21 protein-coding genes are annotated in these 19,654 nt (G+C 69.1%); 8 read left to right on the top strand and 13 right to left on the bottom strand.

The genetic code is table 11. The features are described from left to right. Nucleotides 1-36: 36 nt before the first annotated feature. A complete protein-coding gene (locus JOE30_RS05250) occupies nucleotides 37-1,398 on the bottom strand; it encodes an MFS transporter (RefSeq protein WP_307806286.1) in 1,362 nt (453 codons plus the stop codon). 287 nt (nucleotides 1,399-1,685) lie between these two features. On the opposite strand from JOE30_RS05250, the gene JOE30_RS05245 reads away from it, so the two are divergent. Then, on the top strand, nucleotides 1,686-2,216 hold the full coding sequence (locus JOE30_RS05245) for a phage holin family protein (protein ID WP_204869663.1): 531 nt from the start codon (nucleotides 1,686-1,688) through the stop codon (nucleotides 2,214-2,216). Nucleotides 2,217-2,240: 24 nt separating this feature from the next. Then, nucleotides 2,241-3,215: an alpha/beta fold hydrolase gene (locus JOE30_RS05240; RefSeq protein ID WP_204869662.1), complete on the top strand. Its 975-nt coding sequence runs from the start codon at nucleotides 2,241-2,243 to the stop codon at nucleotides 3,213-3,215. Here JOE30_RS05240 and JOE30_RS05235 read toward each other — a convergent pair. From JOE30_RS05235 to nth, 6 genes are all read right to left on the bottom strand, one after another. After that, the gene (locus JOE30_RS05235) at nucleotides 3,203-4,228 is read right to left on the bottom strand and encodes an Rv1355c family protein (RefSeq protein WP_204869661.1); all 1,026 of its coding nucleotides are present in this window, start codon (nucleotides 4,226-4,228) and stop codon (nucleotides 3,203-3,205) included. The two genes, JOE30_RS05240 and JOE30_RS05235, sit on opposite strands and share 13 nt — an antisense overlap. Before the next feature lie 16 nt (nucleotides 4,229-4,244). Continuing rightward, complete coding sequence (locus JOE30_RS21635; RefSeq protein WP_204869660.1) at nucleotides 4,245-5,378, bottom strand: GGDEF domain-containing protein; 1,134 nt, start codon at nucleotides 5,376-5,378, stop codon at nucleotides 4,245-4,247. Nucleotides 5,379-5,620: 242 nt separating this feature from the next. Then, the gene (locus JOE30_RS05225) at nucleotides 5,621-6,811 is read right to left on the bottom strand and encodes a MarP family serine protease (RefSeq protein WP_204869659.1); all 1,191 of its coding nucleotides are present in this window, start codon (nucleotides 6,809-6,811) and stop codon (nucleotides 5,621-5,623) included. After that, nucleotides 6,808-7,464: a CoA pyrophosphatase gene (locus JOE30_RS05220; protein WP_204870793.1), complete on the bottom strand. Its 657-nt coding sequence runs from the start codon at nucleotides 7,462-7,464 to the stop codon at nucleotides 6,808-6,810. The genes JOE30_RS05225 and JOE30_RS05220 overlap by 4 nt, the downstream gene beginning before the upstream one ends. A 35-nt stretch (nucleotides 7,465-7,499) precedes the next feature. Beyond that, nucleotides 7,500-8,165 (bottom strand): TlpA disulfide reductase family protein, encoded by a 666-nt coding sequence (locus JOE30_RS05215; protein WP_204869658.1) that lies wholly within the window; start codon nucleotides 8,163-8,165, stop codon nucleotides 7,500-7,502. Further along, nucleotides 8,162-8,848: an endonuclease III gene (gene nth / locus JOE30_RS05210; protein ID WP_204870792.1), complete on the bottom strand. Its 687-nt coding sequence runs from the start codon at nucleotides 8,846-8,848 to the stop codon at nucleotides 8,162-8,164. The genes JOE30_RS05215 and nth overlap by 4 nt, the downstream gene beginning before the upstream one ends. 184 nt (nucleotides 8,849-9,032) lie before the next feature. On the opposite strand from nth, the gene JOE30_RS05205 reads away from it, so the two are divergent. After that, on the top strand, nucleotides 9,033-9,305 hold the full coding sequence (locus tag JOE30_RS05205) for a hypothetical protein (protein ID WP_027506689.1): 273 nt from the start codon (nucleotides 9,033-9,035) through the stop codon (nucleotides 9,303-9,305). Nucleotides 9,306-9,454: 149 nt separating this feature from the next. Then, on the top strand, nucleotides 9,455-10,129 hold the full coding sequence (locus JOE30_RS05200) for a Crp/Fnr family transcriptional regulator (protein ID WP_027506688.1): 675 nt from the start codon (nucleotides 9,455-9,457) through the stop codon (nucleotides 10,127-10,129). On the opposite strand, the gene JOE30_RS05195 is transcribed toward JOE30_RS05200, so the two are convergent. Continuing rightward, entirely contained in the window at nucleotides 10,126-10,926 is an 801-nt protein-coding gene (locus tag JOE30_RS05195) for an MBL fold metallo-hydrolase (RefSeq protein ID WP_204869657.1), read from the bottom strand. The two genes, JOE30_RS05200 and JOE30_RS05195, sit on opposite strands and share 4 nt — an antisense overlap. Nucleotides 10,927-10,992: 66 nt before the next feature. Between JOE30_RS05195 and JOE30_RS05190 the strand changes: the two genes are divergently transcribed. Next, on the top strand, nucleotides 10,993-11,877 hold the full coding sequence (locus tag JOE30_RS05190) for a Gfo/Idh/MocA family protein (RefSeq protein ID WP_204869656.1): 885 nt from the start codon (nucleotides 10,993-10,995) through the stop codon (nucleotides 11,875-11,877). Nucleotides 11,878-11,887: 10 nt separating this feature from the next. On the opposite strand, the gene JOE30_RS05185 is transcribed toward JOE30_RS05190, so the two are convergent. Continuing rightward, the gene (locus tag JOE30_RS05185) at nucleotides 11,888-12,349 is read right to left on the bottom strand and encodes a RidA family protein (protein ID WP_027506685.1); all 462 of its coding nucleotides are present in this window, start codon (nucleotides 12,347-12,349) and stop codon (nucleotides 11,888-11,890) included. Nucleotide 12,350: 1 nt separating this feature from the next. Next, nucleotides 12,351-12,515: a hypothetical protein gene (locus tag JOE30_RS05180; RefSeq protein WP_197027831.1), complete on the bottom strand. Its 165-nt coding sequence runs from the start codon at nucleotides 12,513-12,515 to the stop codon at nucleotides 12,351-12,353. A 41-nt stretch (nucleotides 12,516-12,556) separates the two neighbouring features. On the opposite strand from JOE30_RS05180, the gene JOE30_RS05175 reads away from it, so the two are divergent. Continuing rightward, nucleotides 12,557-13,603, top strand: coding sequence for an ArsA-related P-loop ATPase (locus JOE30_RS05175; protein WP_371831707.1), 1,047 nt, complete (start codon nucleotides 12,557-12,559; stop codon nucleotides 13,601-13,603). Beyond that, complete coding sequence (locus JOE30_RS05170; protein ID WP_204869654.1) at nucleotides 13,600-14,724, top strand: ArsA family ATPase; 1,125 nt, start codon at nucleotides 13,600-13,602, stop codon at nucleotides 14,722-14,724. The genes JOE30_RS05175 and JOE30_RS05170 overlap by 4 nt, the downstream gene beginning before the upstream one ends. Before the next feature lie 10 nt (nucleotides 14,725-14,734). On the opposite strand, the gene JOE30_RS05165 is transcribed toward JOE30_RS05170, so the two are convergent. From JOE30_RS05165 to JOE30_RS05155, 3 genes are all read right to left on the bottom strand, one after another. Then, on the bottom strand, nucleotides 14,735-15,394 hold the full coding sequence (locus JOE30_RS05165) for a serine protease (protein ID WP_204869653.1): 660 nt from the start codon (nucleotides 15,392-15,394) through the stop codon (nucleotides 14,735-14,737). Between the two features lie 8 nt (nucleotides 15,395-15,402). Then, on the bottom strand, nucleotides 15,403-16,071 hold the full coding sequence (locus JOE30_RS05160) for a hypothetical protein (protein ID WP_204869652.1): 669 nt from the start codon (nucleotides 16,069-16,071) through the stop codon (nucleotides 15,403-15,405). A 577-nt stretch (nucleotides 16,072-16,648) separates the two neighbouring features. Next, entirely contained in the window at nucleotides 16,649-16,972 is a 324-nt protein-coding gene (locus JOE30_RS05155; RefSeq protein ID WP_027506681.1) for a WhiB family transcriptional regulator, read from the bottom strand. A 285-nt stretch (nucleotides 16,973-17,257) separates the two neighbouring features. On the opposite strand from JOE30_RS05155, the gene JOE30_RS05150 reads away from it, so the two are divergent. Beyond that, a complete protein-coding gene (locus JOE30_RS05150; protein WP_027506680.1) occupies nucleotides 17,258-19,627 on the top strand; it encodes a transglycosylase domain-containing protein in 2,370 nt (789 codons plus the stop codon). Nucleotides 19,628-19,654: the final 27 nt, after the last annotated feature.

Below are 19,654 nucleotides of genomic sequence, written 5' to 3'. Positions count from 1 at the left end.
CGAGTGCACGAGCCCCTCTCTGCTGTCGGCAGTCCGTCAGGACACGGTGTCGAGATCGCGTCCGCGCGTCTCCTTCATGACGACGAGCGCGAACAGCGTCAGTGCCGCGGCGACGGCCAGGTACACGCCCACCCACGCGACGCCGTAGGAGTTCACCAGCCAGGTCGCGATGAACGGCGCCACGGCCGCTCCCAGGATGCTGGCCGTGTTGTAGGAGATACCCGATCCGGTGTAGCGCACGTTGGTCGGGAACAGCTCCGGCAGAACAGCACTCATCGGTCCGAAGGTCAGACCCATCAGCGCCAGGCCGACGCACATGAACAGCAGCATGCGGCTCTCGGTCGCGGACTCGGGAGCGGCGAACCACTTGAACGACAGGCCGAACAGGATGATCGCGGTGGTGATGACGATCAGCGTGATGCGGCGGCCGAACCGATCAGCGAGCCAGCCGGAGACCGGGACGAACGCGGCGAAGAACAACACCGAGATGAGCTGCAGGCCCAGGAAGTCCGTGTAGGCGATGGTCACGGCGACACCGCTGTGATCGACCACCTTGCCGGTGCCGTAGCTGACCACCCACGTCGTCATGACGTAGAACAGCGTGTACGTCGCGAGCATGACGAACGTGCCCAGGATCAGCGGACGCCAGCTGGTCTTGAAGACCTCTGCCACCGGCGTCTTGACGCGCTGGCCGTTGGCCACGGCGCGCTTGAACACCGGTGTCTCCTCGAGCTTGAGACGCACGTAGAGGCCGATGATCACCATGATGGCGCTGAGCAGGAACGGCACTCGCCACCCCCAGGTGAGGAACGCGTGATCGGCACCGGAGGTCTTGGAGTCGTAGTCCAGCGACAACGTCAGGATCAGGAAGATGCCGTTGGCCATCAGGAAGCCGATGGGCGCACCGAGCTGCGGCCACATCGCGGCCCAGGCCCGCTTGCCCTCCTTGGCGGTCTCGGTGGCGAGCAGAGCGGCGCCCGACCACTCGCCGCCCAGGCCGACACCCTGCGTGAAACGCATGAGCGCCAACAACATCGGGGCGATGATGCCCACACTGTCGTACGTCGGCAGCAAGCCGATGAGGAAGGTCGCGACGCCCATGGTGAGCAGGGACCCGACCAGGGTCGCCTTGCGGCCGATGCGGTCACCGAAGTGTCCGAAGAGCACCGAACCGATGGGCCGAGCGACGAACGCGAGGCCGAACGTCGCGAACGACGCGAGCAGGGCCGTCGTGTCGTTGCCCGCCGGGAAGAACAGCCGGGGGAAGACGAGGACGGCGGCGGTGGCATAGATGTAGAAGTCGAAGAACTCGATGGAGGTTCCGACCATCGAGGCGACCACGATGCGACTGCGAGGTACGCCGTCCACTGCATCGAGATCGGTGTCCGGACCGGCAATGTTCGAACCGTCGGGGTTCGGAACGCGGTCCGCGGAAGTGCTTGTCACGGGTTTCTCCTGTTGGGAGGCGGGTTCGTCAGCAGGAAGTTACCCGACGCATCGTGACGTGAGGGCCGATACCGGCCACTCGGTTCGTGAGCGCTCACCATGCGGGGATCGACGTCCGGCGGGACCGACCCCGCCCGGCGGCGATAGTGTGAGCCCCGAACGGGTAAGGACATAGGGTTGGCCGGTATCGCCGGACGATCACTGTCGAGCGCGACGAACATCTTCGAAGGGACTTGCACGTGAGCAGCAGCCGAGGCACCGACACGAGCGGTCGGACGACCGCTCCGGCCAGTATCTCCTCGATCCCGCTGACGGACGTCGACAGTCGCAGCAACCCCGCCACGGCCAGTATCGGCACCCTCGTCAAGGACGCGACGACGCAGGTCTCCACGCTGGTCCGCGCCGAGGTCGAACTGGCCAAGGCCGAGGTCACCGGCGAGATCAAGAAGGGCCTGCAGGGCAGCGTCCTCTTCATCCTCGCGCTCGCGGTCCTCATCTTCAGCTCGTTCTTCTTCTTCTTCTTCCTCGCCGAGCTGCTCAACGTGTGGGTCACGCGGTGGCTCGCGTTCCTCATCGTCTTCCTGATCATGGTGGTCATCACGGCGCTGCTCGCGTTCCTCGGCTACCTCCGGGTGAAGAAGCTGCGCAAGCCCGAGAAGACCATCGACTCGCTCAAGGCGGCCTCCTCTGTGCTGCCGGGCCAGGGCGACGGCTCCTCGCCGAAGAAGCAGCTGGACGCGCTCGACGTACGCGCCCCGCTCTCGCGCTGACACCGCGCCCGCGTACCGACGACAGTGGCCGCTCCCGACCCGTCGACCGTCCGATATGCAGGCCCGTGGCAGCACCGCGACATCCGCGCCAACGGCATCCGGTTCCACATCGCCGAGGCGGACACCGCGTCGTCCGCCTCGGCGGGACTCCCGGATCCGACCCGACCGGCGCCGCTGGTCGTTCTCGTCCACGGCTTCGCCGATCTCTGGTGGTCGTGGCGTCATCAGCTGACCGCTCTCGGCGCCGCCGGGTACCACGCCGTGGCCGTGGATCTACGGGGCTACGGCGACAGTGACAAGCCGCCACGCGGCTACGACGGCTGGACCCTCGCCGGTGACATCTCCGGCCTCGTCCGGGCGCTCGGACACTCCGAGGCGGATCTGGTCGGGCACGCCGACGGCGGGCTCGTGTGCTGGGCGACCGCGGCGCTGCATCCGCGCGCGGTTCGTTCGATCTCGCTGCTCGCCTCACCCCATCCGATCTCGTTGCGGCGGGCCGCGATCCGGGACGCGGCGCAGCGGGCGGCGCTGCTGCCGTCGTTCCTGCGCTACCAGGTTCCGCTCGCACCCGAGAAGACACTCGTCGCCGACGACGGTGCCGAGGTGGAGCGACTCGTCCGTGCCCGGTCGTCCGCGCAGTGGCAGTCGTCCGCGGAGTTCGGCGACGTCGTGTCGAGAATGCGGTCGGCCATCCGGATCCCCGGTGTCGCGCACAGCACGCTGGAGTATCAGCGCTGGGCGTTCCGCAGCCAGTTCCGTTCCGACGGTCGCCGCTTCCGCGCCGCGATCGACCGGACCGTCGATCTGCCGGCACTGCAGATCCTGGGATCCGTCGACCCGTACGTCCTGCCGGAGACGGCGCGCCGCGACTCCCGCTGGGCGCCGCAGCTCGTGGAGCATCGCGTGACGGGATCGGGCCACTACGTGCACCAGGAACGCCCGGACGAGGTCACCGACGTTCTGCTACGCCATCTCCGAGCGAGCGGTCAGCCCCTGTAGGGGTCGGTCAGGGTGCTCTCGATGAGCCCCTCGAGACCGACACGGACGCGTCCCGACGGAGGCGGTGTCCCGCGGCCGAACAGCCGCACCACGGCCGCCACCGAGGCGCCGCCCAGGGCCACGTCACTCCCCAGCTGAGGCCACGTCGACAACGTCGTACCGATGTCCGGCAACGACGCCGCCATGCGCGGCGTGATGCGATCCATCTCGAGGATGCGCCCCGCCAACGGAGCTTTCTCCCGCGGCGTCATCCCGGCGACCGCCGCGGCGTCGACGTCGCCGAGCAACCCGTGGAAGTACGGTCGGTCGGGTTCGAGGTCGTAGCGCTCGATGTCGAGAACGCCCCCGTCGCTGGTCTCCATGATCACGGGAATCCCGCGGCGTCGGCACTCCTGCCGGACCAACACCTTCGCGTCGATCGAGTCGCACTCCTCGACGACGATGTCGAGGTCGGCGAGGAAGGCGTCCGTGGTCGCCTCGTCGATCCCCGTCGGGAACGTCGTCACCTCGAGGTACGGATCCAGTTCAGCGATGCGGCGAGCCGCCAGCACCGCCTTGTTGACGCCCAGGTCGAACACCGACGCGGGGACGCGATTGAGGTTCGACAGGTCCAGATCGTCGAAGTCGGCCAACCGGAGCTCGCCGCACAGCCCTTCGAGCGCGAGAGTGTGCGCCACCGCGTGGCCGACGCTCAGACCCACGACGCCGACGCGCAGGCGCCGCGCCGCATCCTGTTCCGCCACGGTGATCTTGTTGCGGTTCCGGTCCAGACGCAGCAACCGGAACCCGCGCGGACCGAGCACCCGCACGAGCGAGCGACGCCAGGGGTAGTGCACCCACCGGGTCGGCTCGTCGAGCAGCTCCGACGACGGTGTGGGCAGCAGCGCGTCGAGGGACTGTAATTGCTCGGCGGTGGTGTCCAGGAGCGCGTCGTCCCCGATCTCGGACATCAGTCGGTCGAGGACCTCGTGATCTCCGAGGTCGGTCGGATCCAGGACGTGATGCTCGCTCATGCGCACTCCTCTGCCGTCACCGAAGGGGTTCCGTCTTGTCGCGACGCTGCACCGGCGTCAGGGTCGGTGACCACCGGACGACGTCCTCCATCGCGAACGCCACTCGATCGCGACCCGCGGTCTTGGCCGCGTACAGCGCGCGGTCGGCCGCGTAGGTCAGTCGGTCCAGAGTGGCCTCGACGTCGTTGCCGCCACGGTCGTCGAACACCACGTTCGCTTGCGCCACTCCGATACTGACGGTGACGTCACATGCGGAGCGGACGCTCTCGAGCACCTTCTCCTCGAGCCCCGAGACGGACTTGCTGAGGCCGAGCACCAGGAACTCCTCCCCGCCCAGCCGGGCGACCACCGCGTCCTCGGGGACGCAGGCGGCGATGGCCTCGGCCACCGTGGTGAGCACGACGTCACCGGCCGCGTGACCGCGAGTGTCGTTGACGGACTTGAAATGGTCGACGTCGACCAGCGAGACGACGATGGCATCGGAGTTCTCCGACGCCTCCGCGAGCATGACGCTCACCCGGGGCAGCATGCCGCGGCGGTTGAGCAGGCCGGTGAGCGGATCGGTGTTGGCCAGGGTCTCGAGGCGGGCGGTCACCGATTCGAGCGAGCTGCGCATGGTGGCGATCAGCACCGCGGGTACCACCACGGTGGTGATCGCGGCGCCGGCCGCGACGAACCGCACCGCGCCCTCGGAGCCGTTGATGCTCAGTGCCGTGGCCATGACCACCGCGGCGCCGGTGAGCGAGATGGTGACCTTGGGCGGCGATCCGGACGCCGCGATGGCGGGCACGACGGCCAGCATCGCCGTGACCGCACGGGACCCCGACGGGTCGGCGATCAGATAGGCGGAGATGGCGACACCGACCATGCCTCCCGACCCCAGCACCGTGAACTGCCGATCGGACAGACGGCCGGCACGCAGGGTGATGCCCACGGTGACCACGGTGAACGCCACGATGAAGGCCAGCAGCGGCAGCGTGCCCGGCCGCAGGAACGTGGGTTGGAGAATCGCGATGACGAGGAGGGGAAGAGCCCCCGAGGCACTGGCCATGACCGCCTTCGACCGCGTGTCGAAGTAGTTGCCGGCCGCCGTCAGCTGCCGACCGCCGCGGCGGCCCATCCTCGCCTCGTCTCCCGTCGTCACCGTCACCCGTCACATCCCGCATCCGCGCGCCGAACGATGGATGCTCCCCCGGCAACTCTCGGACCACTCGGCCACGCGTCGCGCGCTCCCCGTATCACCCACGACGTGATCACCACGTCACGACGTCGACGAACCCCCATCGATGCTCCCCCCGTCGAGCCGGGGACGCGGAGTACGTCGTCTCCTCGTCACCTTCGTGATCACGGTACGCGGTATGGGCGCTCCTCGGCGTGACAGCCGATGCATCGTCACCCGACGCAGGATCCCGTACCGGCAGGTTGCCCGTTCTGCAGCCCGGTTGCCACCTTGTCGGCGACTTCTGCTGCGGTCAGCACGAATCCAGTATCGGAGTTGTCCACGGCGGCGCCGAAGACGACGCCGAGAACCGTGCCGTCGGTGGCCACCAGCGGTCCGCCGGAATTGCCCTGACGGATCGATCCGCGCACGGTGTAGACCTCGCGATCCACCGTCCCCGTGCGGTAGATGTTCGGCCCGGAGAGGTTCAGCGTCTCGCGCACCCGCGCGGACGACGCCGTGTACGGACCACCGCCGGGATACCCGAGCACCACCGCGTCGGTTCCCGATTCCGCGCGCCCCGTCGCGAACGGCAGGACGTCGGCGGTCAGCTCCGGCACGTTCAGCACCGCGATGTCGACGGCGGGATCGAACAGGACGACCTCCGCGTCGAGCGGGCCGTCCGCGGTGTCGACGGCCACCGACGAGGTGCCGGCGACCACGTGTGCGTTGGTGATGACCCGGCCCGGCCCGATGACGAAACCGGAGCCCTCGAGCGCCTTCTGGCAGCTCTCGGCGATACCGCGGATCCGCAGCACGCTGTCCTGGAGGTCCGCCGCGATCGGCGACGCCAGGACGCTGGGATCCGGTGGACCGACCTCGGCCACGGGAGTGCGACCGAAGGGACCGATGACGTCGGGGAGACCCGACGTGTCGAGCAGGGCCGAGAACTCGTTGGGGATCTCGCGGACCCACTCGGGCGCCACGTCGTCCACGGCGCCGAGGATCGACGATCCCCGCACGGCCGCGGCGATCTGCGGTTGCGACGCCGCGGTGAGCGGCACGGCCAACAACCAGGCCGCGACGAGCACGGCCACCGCCTGCAGACCGGCGCCGATGACGCTGTCCACCGAGCGCGCCGCCGGGCTGTGGATCCCGCTGCGCAACGCCCGCCCCAGCACCATTCCTGCGATCTCGCCGACGATCACCATGACGACGATGAGGGCGACGCCGACGAGCACGCGCATCCGACCCTCCTCGACGTGGTCGAGTACGCGCGGCGCCAGCAGGATGCCGGCGACGGCACCGAGGACGACGCCGAAAAATGCGAAGGCCGACGCGACCGCGCCCTGCCGCCACCCCGACGACGCGGCGAGCAACGCCACCAGTGCCACACCGATGTCGAGCCAGGTCGATCCCGTCACGGGTGCAGCTCCTCACCGACGGCGGCGAGCGACGTCTCGAGGTCCCGGACGTCCCCGGTGTCCCAGGGAGCACCCCAGCCTGCCGTCTCGAGGACGCCGGACAGCACTCCGGCCGTGAAACCCCACACGAGCATGCCTCCCACTGCGAACGCCGGGCCCTGGTAGCCGAGGGGGTGGCGCACCACGAATCTGTTGACCGGATCGAGAAGATCGGTGAGTGGCACGGCCACGACACGCTCCGTCTCGGCGGTGTCCACGACGGACACCTCGCTCGGGACGCGCCAGTACGCGATCACCGGTGTCACCTCGAAGCCCGACGGGGGCACGAAGATGGAGTCGAGCACCGTGAGCAGCTCCACGCCGTCCGGATCCACCCCGGTCTCCTCCTGCGCCTCCCGCAGAGCGGTGCCGACGGGTCCGTCGTCGCCGGGATCGGCTGCGCCGCCCGGAAAGGCGACCTGACCGCGATGTTGCCGCAGCGAGGACGCACGTTGGGTCAGGAGCACGGTGGCGTCGGTGGGCAACTCCGCTGCGTCGGGCCGCCCGCCGAAGAGCACGAGCACCGAGGCCGGTCTGCCCGTCGACCCGTCCGGTGCGTGGCGGGCGATCACCGGGTTGCTCGCGTCGTCGCGCACGCTGTGCACTGCTGCCATACGGGACAGCCACGGCGGCGTGCCCGCAGGATCCGTCACGCCGAGACTCCGAGGTGGGTGCGCACGGCGTCCGCGATCTCGTCGACCGAGCGGAACGGCTGCGGGAGAACCGCGGCGACGGATCCGTCGGCGGCGAGCAGCACGCTCACGGGCAACACGGCCGGAGCTCCGACGGCAGCGGCGACGGCAGCGGACGGATCCTGCATGCCGGGTAGTCGGACGCCGTAGTCGGCCAGTCGGGTCAGGGCGTTGCCCTGGCGGGGATCCTCGTGCACCGTCACCACGGTAACGGCACCGCCCGCACGCTCGGCGTACTGCTGCAGATACGGCAGTTCCTCCGCGCACGGGTCACACCAGTAGGCCCACAGGTTGAGCAGAGTCGGTGTGCCGGCGACGGCCGCACCGAGATCGACCTGTGCTCCGTCGGCCAGGCAGGTGGTGCGCAGACCGGCCAGTGGACCTGCGGGCGCCGGGGCTCCGGACGTCGGAACGGGGCAGGCGGCGAGGGCGGCCTCGGTGCGCAAGGGGGCCAGCTCCGTGTCCGTCGCGTCGTCGGTGGGCGCCGCGCCGAAGCTGTCGCGGTAGTCGGCGAAGCTCGTCGGACCCGTCGGATCGTCCCCGCGCGGCCAGATGGCGACGATGAGAGCGACGACCACCACGAGCGCGGCCAGGCTCCACCTCGCCGCGGACGACCTGCTCACGACTCGATGCCGGCCAGGGCGAGGATGTGATCCGTCTCCGGCCCCTTCACCAGCGCCGCGGCCTTGACGGGGTCGGTCGGTCCCAGCCCGTACGACGGGCAGTCCTTCGCCAGCAGGCAGACACCGCACGCCGGCGTCCGCGAATGACACACGCGGCGGCCGTGGAAGATCACGCGATGGGACAGGATCGTCCACTCCTTGCGCGGGATCAGCGCACCGATGGCGTGCTCGACCTTGACGGGATCCTCCTCCTCGGTCCAGGCCCAGCGGCGCACGAGTCGGCCGAAGTGGGTGTCGACGGTGATGCCGGGAATGTCGAACGCGTTACCCAGAACCACGTTGGCCGTCTTGCGCCCGATACCGGGCAGCGTCACCAGCTCCTTCAGCGAGGCGGGAACCTCCCCGTCGTACCGCTCGAGCAGCTCGCGGCCCAGCCCGATGAGGGAGTTGGCCTTGTTGCGGTAGAAGCCGGTGGACCGGATGTACTCCTCGAGCTCCGTCCGGTCGGCCTCCGCGTAGTCGCGCGCCGACCGGTACTTCGCGAAGAGTGCCGGCGTGGTCTCGTTGACCCTCTTGTCGGTGCACTGCGCGGACAGGATGGTGGCCACCGCGAGCTCGAGCGGGGTGGTGAAGTCCAACTCGCAGTAGACGTGCGGAAAGACCACGCCGAGGTTGCGATTCATCCGGCGTGCCCGGCGCGTGAGCGCGAGAGCGGACTCGTCTCGTTTGCCCACGTGAGAGGGACCGGCGGCTGATTTCTGCACGCCGTAACTCTACGGAACGCCCCCGACAGCACGCTCCGGGCGTGTCCGCACCGGTGACCCCGCCGTGTTCTTTTCGAGACGTCGACAGTGTTTACTCCTCGGTATGCAAGCACTCGCTGTGGTTCTGTTCCCGGTCTTGCTGATGCTGTTCGCCCTCGCCATGGAGCGCTTCGAGGCGCGGCTGAACCGCGCAGGAGTCCGCGAGCAGGAGGTCCAGGAATTCCTGGACGCCGCCAGTTCCGCCGAGGTCGCCACCCTGGCCGCGGAAGGCTTCCCGAACGCTCTCGCACGGTTCCGCACCCGACGTCGCCGCGGTGGCGACGTCATGGAGGAGGACGTCGCACTTCTCGACGACAGGGCGCGCCGCGCCAGCTGAGCACCCGCCGACACGGCCCCCGGTCCGACGCCGACGCGTCGAGGGTGGCTGTGATCACTCCTGTGGCCGCCGGGCGACGTAGACTCCGACCGGACACATGAAGACGCACATTCGTAGATCTGCCGATCTTTCAGGGCAAGGGAGTACACGTGGACGAGGTACTGGCACGAGCCGGCATCTTCCAGGGGGTCGAGCCGTCTGCGGTGTCGGCGCTGACCAAGCAGTTGCAACCGGTCGATTTCCCGCGTGGCCATGTGGTCTTCAACGAGGGTGAGCCCGGCGATCGGCTGTACATCATCGTCAGCGGCAAGGTGAAGCTCGGCCGCCGCTCCCCCGACGGTCGCGAGAACCTCCTGACCATCATGGGTCCGTCCGACATGTTCGGTGAGCTCTCGATCTTCGATCCCGGCCCCCGCACCTCCACCGCCACCACGGTCACCGAGGTGCGCGCGGTGAGCATGGATCGCGACGCCCTGAAGGCGTGGATCGATCAGCGCCCCGAGATCGCCGAGCAGCTGCTCCGTGTGCTCGCCCGCCGATTGCGCCGCACCAACAACAGCCTGGCCGACCTCATCTTCACCGATGTTCCCGGCCGCGTCGCCAAAGCACTGCTGCAGCTCGCACAGCGTTTCGGCACCCAGGAGGCCGGCTCCCTGCGCGTGGTCCACGACCTCACGCAGGAGGAGATCGCTCAGCTCGTCGGCGCTTCTCGCGAGACCGTGAACAAGGCGCTCGCCGACTTCGCGCACCGCGGCTGGCTCCGCCTCGAGGGCAAGAGCGTGCTCATCTCCGACTCGGAGCGACTCGCCCGGCGCGCACGCTAACCGCGCAGATACGTCAGCTGGGCCTTGACCGACATCCGCGCCGCGGGCCACAGCTTCTTGTCGACGTCCGCGTAGACGTGACGCACCACCTTCAGAGGGGTGGCGTCGGGTCCGAGGACGTCGAGCGCCGCCCGCACCTGGTCGAGTCTCTGTTCGCGATGGGCCCGGTAGGCGCGGGCGAGCACCGCGGTGTCGGGCTGGTCCGGTCCGTGACCGGGCAGCGCGACGCGTCCCTCGCCGAGTTGTTCCAGCCGGTCGAGTGAGGCCAGGTAGTCCCCGAGATCTCCGTCCTTCCCGTCCAGGACGGTCGATCCGGCGCCGAGGATCGTGTCCCCGGTCAGCACCGCGTCGTCGAGGACCAGGCTGACGGAATCGGCCGTGTGGCCCGGTGTCGCGGCGACGGTGAGCTCCACCCCGGCGGCCGCGATCACCTCGCCGTCCACCAGGGGTGCGGCGTCACCTCGGAGATACGTGGACGTGACCGCGCGCACCGGTGCGGACGTCAGCCGGTGCAGCCGGGCGATACCGCCCGTGTGATCGTGATGGCGATGGGTGATCAGGATCAGCGCGACGCGTCCCTGCGCCGCGATGCGGTCGACGTGCGACCGGGAGCGCGGGCCCGGATCGACCACGATGCACTGCTCGTGCCCCGGGGCTCGCAGAATCCACGTGTTCGTGCCGTCCAGCGTCATCTTCCCGGGGTTCTCGGCCAGGAGGACGGACGCGGTCGACGTCACGCGCCTCAGCCGTCCGTACGCGGGGTGCTTCTCCGATGCCGTGGGATCCTTCTCCGCCATGCGACCACTGTGCCAGGCAGCGGACGCATGCATGATGTCGACCGGGAGAGAACCTAGGCTCGCACCATGAGAATCGGTCTGATCGGTGCCGGACCCTGGGCTCGTCAGGCCGCGGCACCCGCACTCACCGCGCACCCCGACGTCGAGTTCGCCGGCATCTGGGCCCGCCGTCCCGACGCCGCGGCACAGACGGCTCCCGAGGTGCCGTACGTCGACGACGTCGACGCGCTGATCGACTCCGTCGACGCCGTCGCGTTCGCGGTACCCCCCGATGTGCAGTTCGATCTCGCCCGCCGGGCGGTTGCCGCGGGTCGACACGTGTTGTTGGACAAGCCGATCACCGGTTCTGCGGCGGATGCGACCACCCTCGTGACAGCGATCGACGAGGCCGGGGTCTCGTCGATGGTCACCCTGACGCGGCGCTTCGCACCCGAGACCCGAGCCTTCCTCGACGCCGTCTGCGACACGGAGGTCGCGACCGTGACGGCGACCTGGCTGTCCGGCGCCCTGCTCGGCGGCGAGTACGCCGGCTCGACGTGGCGGCAGGAGGGCGGCGCCCTCATGGACGTGGGCCCGCACGTCCTCGATCTCGCGATGGAGGTGCTCGGACCGATCGAGTCCGTGGCGTGGGCGAGGCGCGACGACGCGTCCGACACGTGGTCGCTGGCTCTGCAGCACGAGAGCACCGGCGGAGTTCGGACGAGCCTGGTGACGTTGTCCATGCGGACGCCCGTGCGCCCGTCGGTGCTGCGGATCGGCGCGAGCGGACCGGGCGGGCTGGTCGAGTTGTCGGACCGAACCACGCCGCCCGACCGGTGTTACGCGGTACTGCTCGACGAGTTCCTGGAGTCCGTCCGGACCGGCACCCGCCACGAGTGCTCGGCACATCGTGGACTCGCTCTGCAGCGCGTCATCGAGCAGTGCCGGACCCTCGTGGCGAGCGGGCGGTGACTCCTGCCCGTCAGGCGGGTGCGACCTCCACGATCATCTCCACCTCGACAGCTGCGCCGAGGGGCAACTCGGCGACTCCGACCGCCGACCGCGCGTGGATGCCGGCGTCACCGAACAGCTCACCGAGCAGGTTCGACGCACCGTTGATCACGCCGGGCTGACCGGTGAATCCCGGTGCCGACGCGACGAATCCGACGACCTTGACGATGCGGACGACCGAGTCGATGCCGACCAGTGCGTCGATCGCAGCCAGTGCGTTCAATGCACAGACGCGGGCGGCGGCGGTCGCGTCCTCTGCCGACACCTCGGCTCCCACCTTGCCGGTGGCGGTCAGCGCGCCGTCCACCATGGGCAGCTGGCCCGAGGTGAAGACGTGGTCCCCCGACCGCACCGCGGGAACGTACGACGCCACCGGCGGCACGACGGGCGGAAGGGTCAGCCCGAGTTCGGCGAGCTTCTCCGTCACACCCATGTCAGCTCTTCGGGCGCTTGAAGTAGGCGACCAGGTTCTCGCCGGTGGGGCCGGGCATGACCGTGACCAGCTCCCAGCCGTCGGCACCGAAGTTGTCGAGGATGGCTTTGGTGTTGTGGATCAGCAGGGGTGCGGTGAAGTATTCCCACGTCGTCGATGCGCTCATGGCAGGAGCCTATAGCGCACCGGGTCAGTAAGGTCGAGGACGTGTCGGAGACAGCAGGTGCGACGTCGCACCCCACCGGATCGTCCCCCCAGGCGGAGCGAGGATGGCCGCCCGAAGCGGACCGCGCTCGACTGCACTTCGTCTCGGGCAAGGGTGGGACGGGCAAGAGCACCGTCGCCGCCGCGCTCGCCCTGGCCCTCGCCGCAGGTGGACGCAAGGTTCTGCTGGTCGAGGTGGAGGGACGCCAAGGTATCGCCCAGCTCTTCGACGTCCCGCCGCTGAGCCCGGTGGACACCAAGGTGGCCTCCGCAGACGGCGGTGGTGAGGTGTACGCGCTGGCCATCGACATCGAGACCGCGTTCCTCGAGTACCTCGACATGTTCTACAACCTCGGCTTCGCCGGCCGGGCGATGCGGCGGGTGGGAGCCATCGAGTTCGCCACCACCATCGCGCCCGGCCTGCGCGACGTGCTCCTCACCGGCAAGGTGAAGGAGCGCGCGGTCCGCACCGAGAAGAACGGTCGCCTGCTCTACGACGAGATCGTCGTCGACTCCCCGCCGACGGGACGTATCGGGAGCTTCCTGGACGTGACGACGGCGATGCGCGATCTCGCCAAGACCGGCCCGGTGCGGTCGCAGAGCGAGGGTGTGGTGAAGCTGCTCCACTCCGAGCAGACACTGGTGCACCTGGTGACGCTGCTCGAGGCGCTGCCGGTGCAGGAGACCGCCGATGCCGCCGCGGAACTCGCGGCGGCCGATCTCCGGCTGGGCACCGTGGTCGTCAATCGCACGGAGGAATCGTTCCTTCCGGCCGAGGCGCTCGCCGAGGCGGCCTCCGGAAGTCTCGACGCCGCGGCGATCGAGAAGAAGCTCGCCGATGCCGGAATCACGCTGTCGGAGGACGACTTCGCCGGCCTGCTGACCGAGTCCATCGAGCACGCATCGAGGCTCGCCGCCCAGCGTGAGAGCGAACAGCGCCTCGGTGACCTCGCGGTGCCGCGCCTGACTCTCCCGGCGCTGGCCGACGGCATGGACCTCGGCGGACTGTACGAGCTCGCCCACCACCTCACGGAACAGGGAGTGCGATGAGCACCGTTCCCACTCTCGACATCGGGTCCATCCTGACCGATCCGGCGTCACGGATCGTCGTGTGCTGCGGCTCCGGCGGTGTCGGCAAGACCACCACCGCGGCGTCGATGGCGTTGCGGGCAGCGGAGAACGGGCGTCGGGTCGTCGTGCTGACGATCGATCCCGCACGGCGCCTCGCCCAGGCTCTGGGCGTCGGCGAGCTGGACAACACTCCGCAGCCGGTCGCCCTCGGGCCCGGCGCCACCGGCGAACTGCACGCGATGATGCTCAACATGCGTCGGACGTTCGACGAGATGGTGATGGAGCACTCGACGCCTGAGAAGGCCCAGCAGATCCTGAACAATTCCTTCTATCAGACTGTGGCGTCGTCCTTCTCGGGGACGCAGGAGTACATGGCGATGGAGAAGCTGGGGCAGCTCGCGGCCAGCGGCGACTGGGATCTCGTGGTCGTGGACACGCCGCCGTCGCGCAACGCGCTGGACTTCCTCGACGCCCCACAGCGTCTGGGCTCCTTCCTCGACGGCCGCATGATCAAGCTGCTGATGGCCCCCGGGCGCGGGCTGGGCCGGGTGGTCACCGGCGCCGTGGGTCTCGCGATGCGGGGCGTCTCGTCCATCGTCGGCAGCCAGATGCTGTCCGATGCTTCTGCTTTCGTGCAGTCGCTGGACTCGATGTTCGGCGGCTTCCGCGAACGTGCGCGCCACACGTACGACCTGCTGCGTCAGGACGGGACCCACTTCGTCGTCGTCGCGGCCGCGGAGCCCGACGCGCTGCGGGAGGCATCCTTCTTCGTCACCCGCCTGTCCGAGGACGGCATGCCGTTGGCCGGACTGGTGCTCAACCGCACGCACCCGACGCTGAGTTCGCTGCCGTCCGACCACGCCGTCACGGCCGCCGACCAGCTGGATGCCGAGGACACCCCCGAGGCCGCTCTGGCCGCGGGAGTGCTTCGCGTGCACGCGCATCGGGCCGTCACCGCGAAGCGCGAGATCGGGCTCCTACGTCGTTTCACCGCCGCTCACCCCCGTGTTCCCGTCGTGGGGGTGCCTTCGCTGCCGTTCGAGGTGTCCGATCTCGACGCTCTCCGTGCCGTCGCCGATCAGCTGACCGGCACCGCCTGAGCCTCCTGGCTCAGGCGGTGAGCCGCAGGCCCGCGCCGGGGCCGCCGCTCTCGTCGATCGCACGCAGGATCGACACCAGGTCGGTGACGACGGCGGGGCCGATGCAGGGTGCCACGAGGTAGGCGTTCACCATGCCGACCACGGACGTTCCCCGCACCAACGGCGCACCGGAGTCGCCGGCGTTCACGCACACCTGCGCGAACACCTGCTGGGAGTTCAGGACGTCACCGTAGGAGAGTCCGCACGTCGCACCGGTCGTACGCCCCTGCTTGCACACGGTCTCGGCCAGCCGTGCGGGATCCCCGACAGCCGTGATGGTGGTGCTGCCGACGGAGGCCACCGGGGCCACCCGCTCCGCGTCGAACTCGATGATCGCCGTGTCGTACGCGGGCAGAACCGCGACGACGGAGCCCACATCTCCTGCGGCGGAGTCGCTCTCGCTCGCCACGGTGTCGCCGACCCGCCCGCAGTGACCTGCGGTGAGCCCGATGGTGCGCCCGGCGGTGTCCGCACCGATCACGGTGAGACTGCACAGGGTCTCTCGTCCGTCCTGCGTCAGGACGAGCCCGGAACCGCCGCCCAGCTCCACGCGCTCGGCGGCGGAGGCCTGAGCCCCGCCGCCGAGAACGAGCGAGTAGAGGACGGCGAGACCGACCAGAAGTACTCGCATCGGTGTGACTACTTCTTCACTGCGGGCGGCGCCTCGAGCAGCGTGACGAACTGCTGCGCATTGGCCACAGCAGAGCCGAGACCACCGATGGCGGTACCGGCGAGCGATCCACCGGCGCCGAGCAGCAGGGCGCCACCGATGCATCCGGCGATCGGGCCCGCACCGAAGAGGAGCGCGACGGGAGCGGAGACGACGCCGGCCGCGGCCGCACCGAGGAGGCAACCGCCGACGAGACCGGTTGCGGCACCCAGGAATCCACCGACCGTGGCGGTGAGCGACAGGTTGTCCTTGACGCCGGCGACCGCGGCGGGCAGGTCCACCTGGTTCAGGCCCGGAATGTCGTAGACCGGCGCGGCGGGCGCAGCGGCGTCGACCGCGAGGGTCGCGGTGTTGCCCTCGACCCGGGCGGACACGGGATGCGCCAGTCCGTCGACCGCGAGAGCCAGCGGCACCGAATCGACGACGACACCCGAGTCGTCGCGGACGACCAGGTGGTTGTTCTCGTTGCTCAGGGTCCCCGAGTCGGTGGTCACGAGCAGCCCGGTGCCCGCGGCCACGGCGTTCCAGTGCACCTCGGGAGCAGCGGCGGGGGCCGGATCGGCGTACGCGGTCGCGGAGGCGGTGCCCAGCGACACGATCGTCATCGCGGCGACAGCCGCGATCTTGTTCATCTTCATGCCCGTCGAGTCCTTTTCGCAGTGGTGCGGATCCGCGCTGATCGTCGGATCCGTCGAGCGGCGAGTGCCGAGCAGGATTCAACGGTCACGGTGGGACGGTGTCAATCGACGTGCGAGACAACGGAAAGCGAACCGCGAGGGACGGTGCGGCGCACGAGCCGGGCGTCGCCGGGGCACCGGACGCCGGGTCCGATTCGGTACCGGGCACGACCGGCGCGGCGGTGGGCGAGCGGGCGTCCCCACGGGCCGACGTCGACGTCGACACAGCTCAGAGCCTGGAACTGCCCTCCCGCAGGAGCGTGGCAGCCGAGCGACCGTGCGTCACGCTTCTTCCGATACGACCGATTCTGTTGTGACGCACACAGACTCGACCGAGGTCCGATTCGTCCGCGCTGTCGCGTGTCGTCGATCGACACGGGCGGGCGTGACAGACGCTCCGTGCCCCGGATCGGTCCCGACGCGTCGTCGGGCGTTCACGAAGAGTTCATGCGGCGGAACGAGAGATCTCCCACCGCGAATCGGACATCGCGATGGGAGATCACAGGCACCGTGGCCGGTCTCCCGGCGGCGGCGTGGGTCAGACGGCCGACTGGTGGTGACGCTGGGTCTCGAAGAACTCGGCCCAGGAATCCACCTCGGGGTGCTGCTTGATCAGGGCTCGGCGCTGACGCTCGGTCATGCCGCCCCAGACGCCGAACTCGACACGGTTGTCGAGTGCGTCCGCTCCGCACTGCATGAGCACGGGGCAGTGACGGCAGATCGTGGCGGCCTTGCGCTGCGCGGCGCCGCGGACGAACAGTTGATCGGGATCCACTCCCCGGCATCGCGCCTGCGATACCCATGCGATGCGCGCTTCGGCTTCCCCGATGTCGAGCGCTGCATTCGGCGTTCCTGTGTGCATTCGTTGACCCCTTACCGTCGGCGAACACCGTTTCCCTGGCGTTCCGGGCGTCCCACCCGCCGACGCAGCTCACGCTGCACAGCGAACTGAGGAGCACCCCACTAACTGATGTGATTGTTATCTGAATCACATCGTGTAGATCAATGTAGGGGAAAGGCCGCGCGCGAAGCAAGGTGGGGGATCACTTTTCTGGTACGCCCGTGCGATCGATCACATCTGAGCAGGTCAGCCGTCCACATGTCCGGTAAGGGCAGCGTCCCGGCGGAGCCACGTACTCTGTTGTTCGTGCCGATCGCCAAGACTGTCGCCAAACTCGCCGGGTGCTCCGCCCTGGCCGGCGCGCTGCTCGCCGGAGTCATGTTCCCGCTCGCCGGCGGGTTCGGATTCGCGTCCAACCGCGCCGCCGACACCGTGGACAACGTCTCCGCAGAACTCGTCGAGGGAACGGTGCCCGCCGTGTCCACGATGGTGGACTCCGCGGGCAACCCCATCGCGTGGCTCTACGAGCAACGACGCTTCGAGGTGCCGAGCGACCGCATCTCCAACGAGATGAAGCTCGCCATCGTCTCCATCGAGGACCGCCGGTTCGCCGAGCACGAGGGCGTCGACTGGCAGGGCACGGTGCGCGCCTTCCTGACCAACACCACCAGCGGACAGGTGGAGCAGGGCGCGTCCACCCTCGATCAGCAGTACGTGAAGAACTACCAACTGCTCGTCGTCGCCAAGACGGACGCCGAACGCCGCGCCGCCATCGAGACCACTCCCGCGCGCAAGATCCGCGAGATCCGCATGGCGCTGACGCTGGACAAGCAGCTGACCAAGGACGAGATCCTCACGCGCTACCTCAACCTGGTGCCGTTCGGTAACTCGTCCTACGGCATCCAGGACGCGGCACAGACCTACTTCGGCATCGACGCGAGCCAGCTCAGCCTGACGCAGGCGGCGATGCTCGCGGGCATGGTGCAGTCCAGCTCCGCCCTCAACCCGTACACCAACTACGACGGCGTGATGGCGCGACGGAACACCGTTCTCGACACGATGATCCAGAACATCCCGGACCGCGCGGCGGAGATCGAGGCCGCCAAGGCCGAGCCGCTGGGCGTGCTGCCGGAACCCAATCAGTTGCCGCGTGGCTGCATCGCCGCCGGTGACCGTGGCTTCTTCTGTGACTATGCACTGCAGTACCTGGCCGACGCCGGCATCAGCAAAGACCAGGTGGACAAGGGCGGTTATCTGATCAAGACCACTCTCGACCCGGCCGTGCAGTCCTCCACCAGCGCCGCCCTGTCCGGGAACAGCAGCCCGGATCTCGACGGTGTCGCCACGGTCATGAACGTCATCGCACCGGGGCAGGACTCGCACCGCATCCTCGCGATGGGATCGTCGCGGCGCTACGGCCTGAACGGCGACGCCAACGAGACCGTGCAGCCGCAGCCGTACTCCCTGGTGGGTAGCGGCGCCGGATCGATCTTCAAGATCTTCACCACCGCCGCCGCCATGGAGAAGGGCCTCGGCACGTCCGCGGTCCTGCAGGTGCCCAACCGCGTCGAGGTCAAGGGACTCGGCGACGGCGGTGCACGCGGATGCCCTCCGTCGACGTACTGCGTCACCAACGCCGGTAACTACCCACAGTCGCTCTCGGTGACCGACGCGCTGGCACAGTCCCCCAACACCGCCTTCGTGAAGCTGATCGAGTCGGTCGGCGTCACCCCGACGGTCGACATGGCCGTCCGCCTGGGCCTGCGCTCGTACACGCTGCCCGGCACCGCCGGCCAGGGCACCGACCAGAGCCTCGCCGACTACCAGAAGGAGGCGAACCTCGGCTCCTTCACGCTCGGACCGACGTACGTCAATCCGCTGGAACTGTCCAACGTGGCCGCGACCCTCGCGTCCGGTGGCAAGTGGTGCCCGCCCAACCCGATCGACAGCGTCTTCGATCGCAGCGGCAAGCAGATCCCCGTCACGCAGCAGGCGTGCGAGCAGGTCGTGGAACCGGGACTGGCGAACACACTGGCCAACGCCATGAGCAAGGACGATCAGCCCGGCGGCACGTCGGCGTCCGCCGCGAGCTCGGTGGGCTGGTCGCTGCCGATGTCCGGCAAGACCGGCACCACGGAGTCGCACCGGTCCTCGGGATTCCTGGGATTCACGAACCGGTACGCGGCCGCCGCGTACACCTACGGCGATTCCCCGACTCCCAGCGAGATCTGCTCGTTCCCGCTGCGCCCCTGCGGTTCGGGCAACTTGTTCGGAGGTAACGAGCCCGCACGGACCTGGTACGACGCGATGGATCCGGTGGCCACCAACTTCGGCGACGTCGGGCTCCCGGCCGTCGACCAGAAGTACGTGCGCGGATCGGCCAACGGCCAGGTTCCCGACGTCACGGGCCTGACGCAGAACTCCGCGACCTCGCAGTTGCAGGCAGCAGGGTTCCGCGTGCAGGTGGCCACCACCGCGTCGTCGGAGGGTCGGGGCACCGTGGTCAGCACGTCACCCTCGGGTTCCGCCATTCCGGGATCGACGGTCACGATCTACATCAGCGACGGGTCCGTCCGGGCGGCACCGGCAGCCCCGGCGCCGGGGATCCAGCTTCCGGCGTTGCCGCCCGGGGTCACCCTGCCGGCGATCCCCGGGCTGACGGCACCGCCGCGCTAGCTGCGGCAGTGCCGTGCGGTGGCGAGT

Origin of the sequence: Rhodococcus sp. PvP016, assembly GCF_017832185.1 — a bacterium.
Classification (GTDB): domain Bacteria; phylum Actinomycetota; class Actinomycetes; order Mycobacteriales; family Mycobacteriaceae; genus Rhodococcoides.
This window is presented reverse-complemented; position numbering and strand designations above follow the sequence as displayed.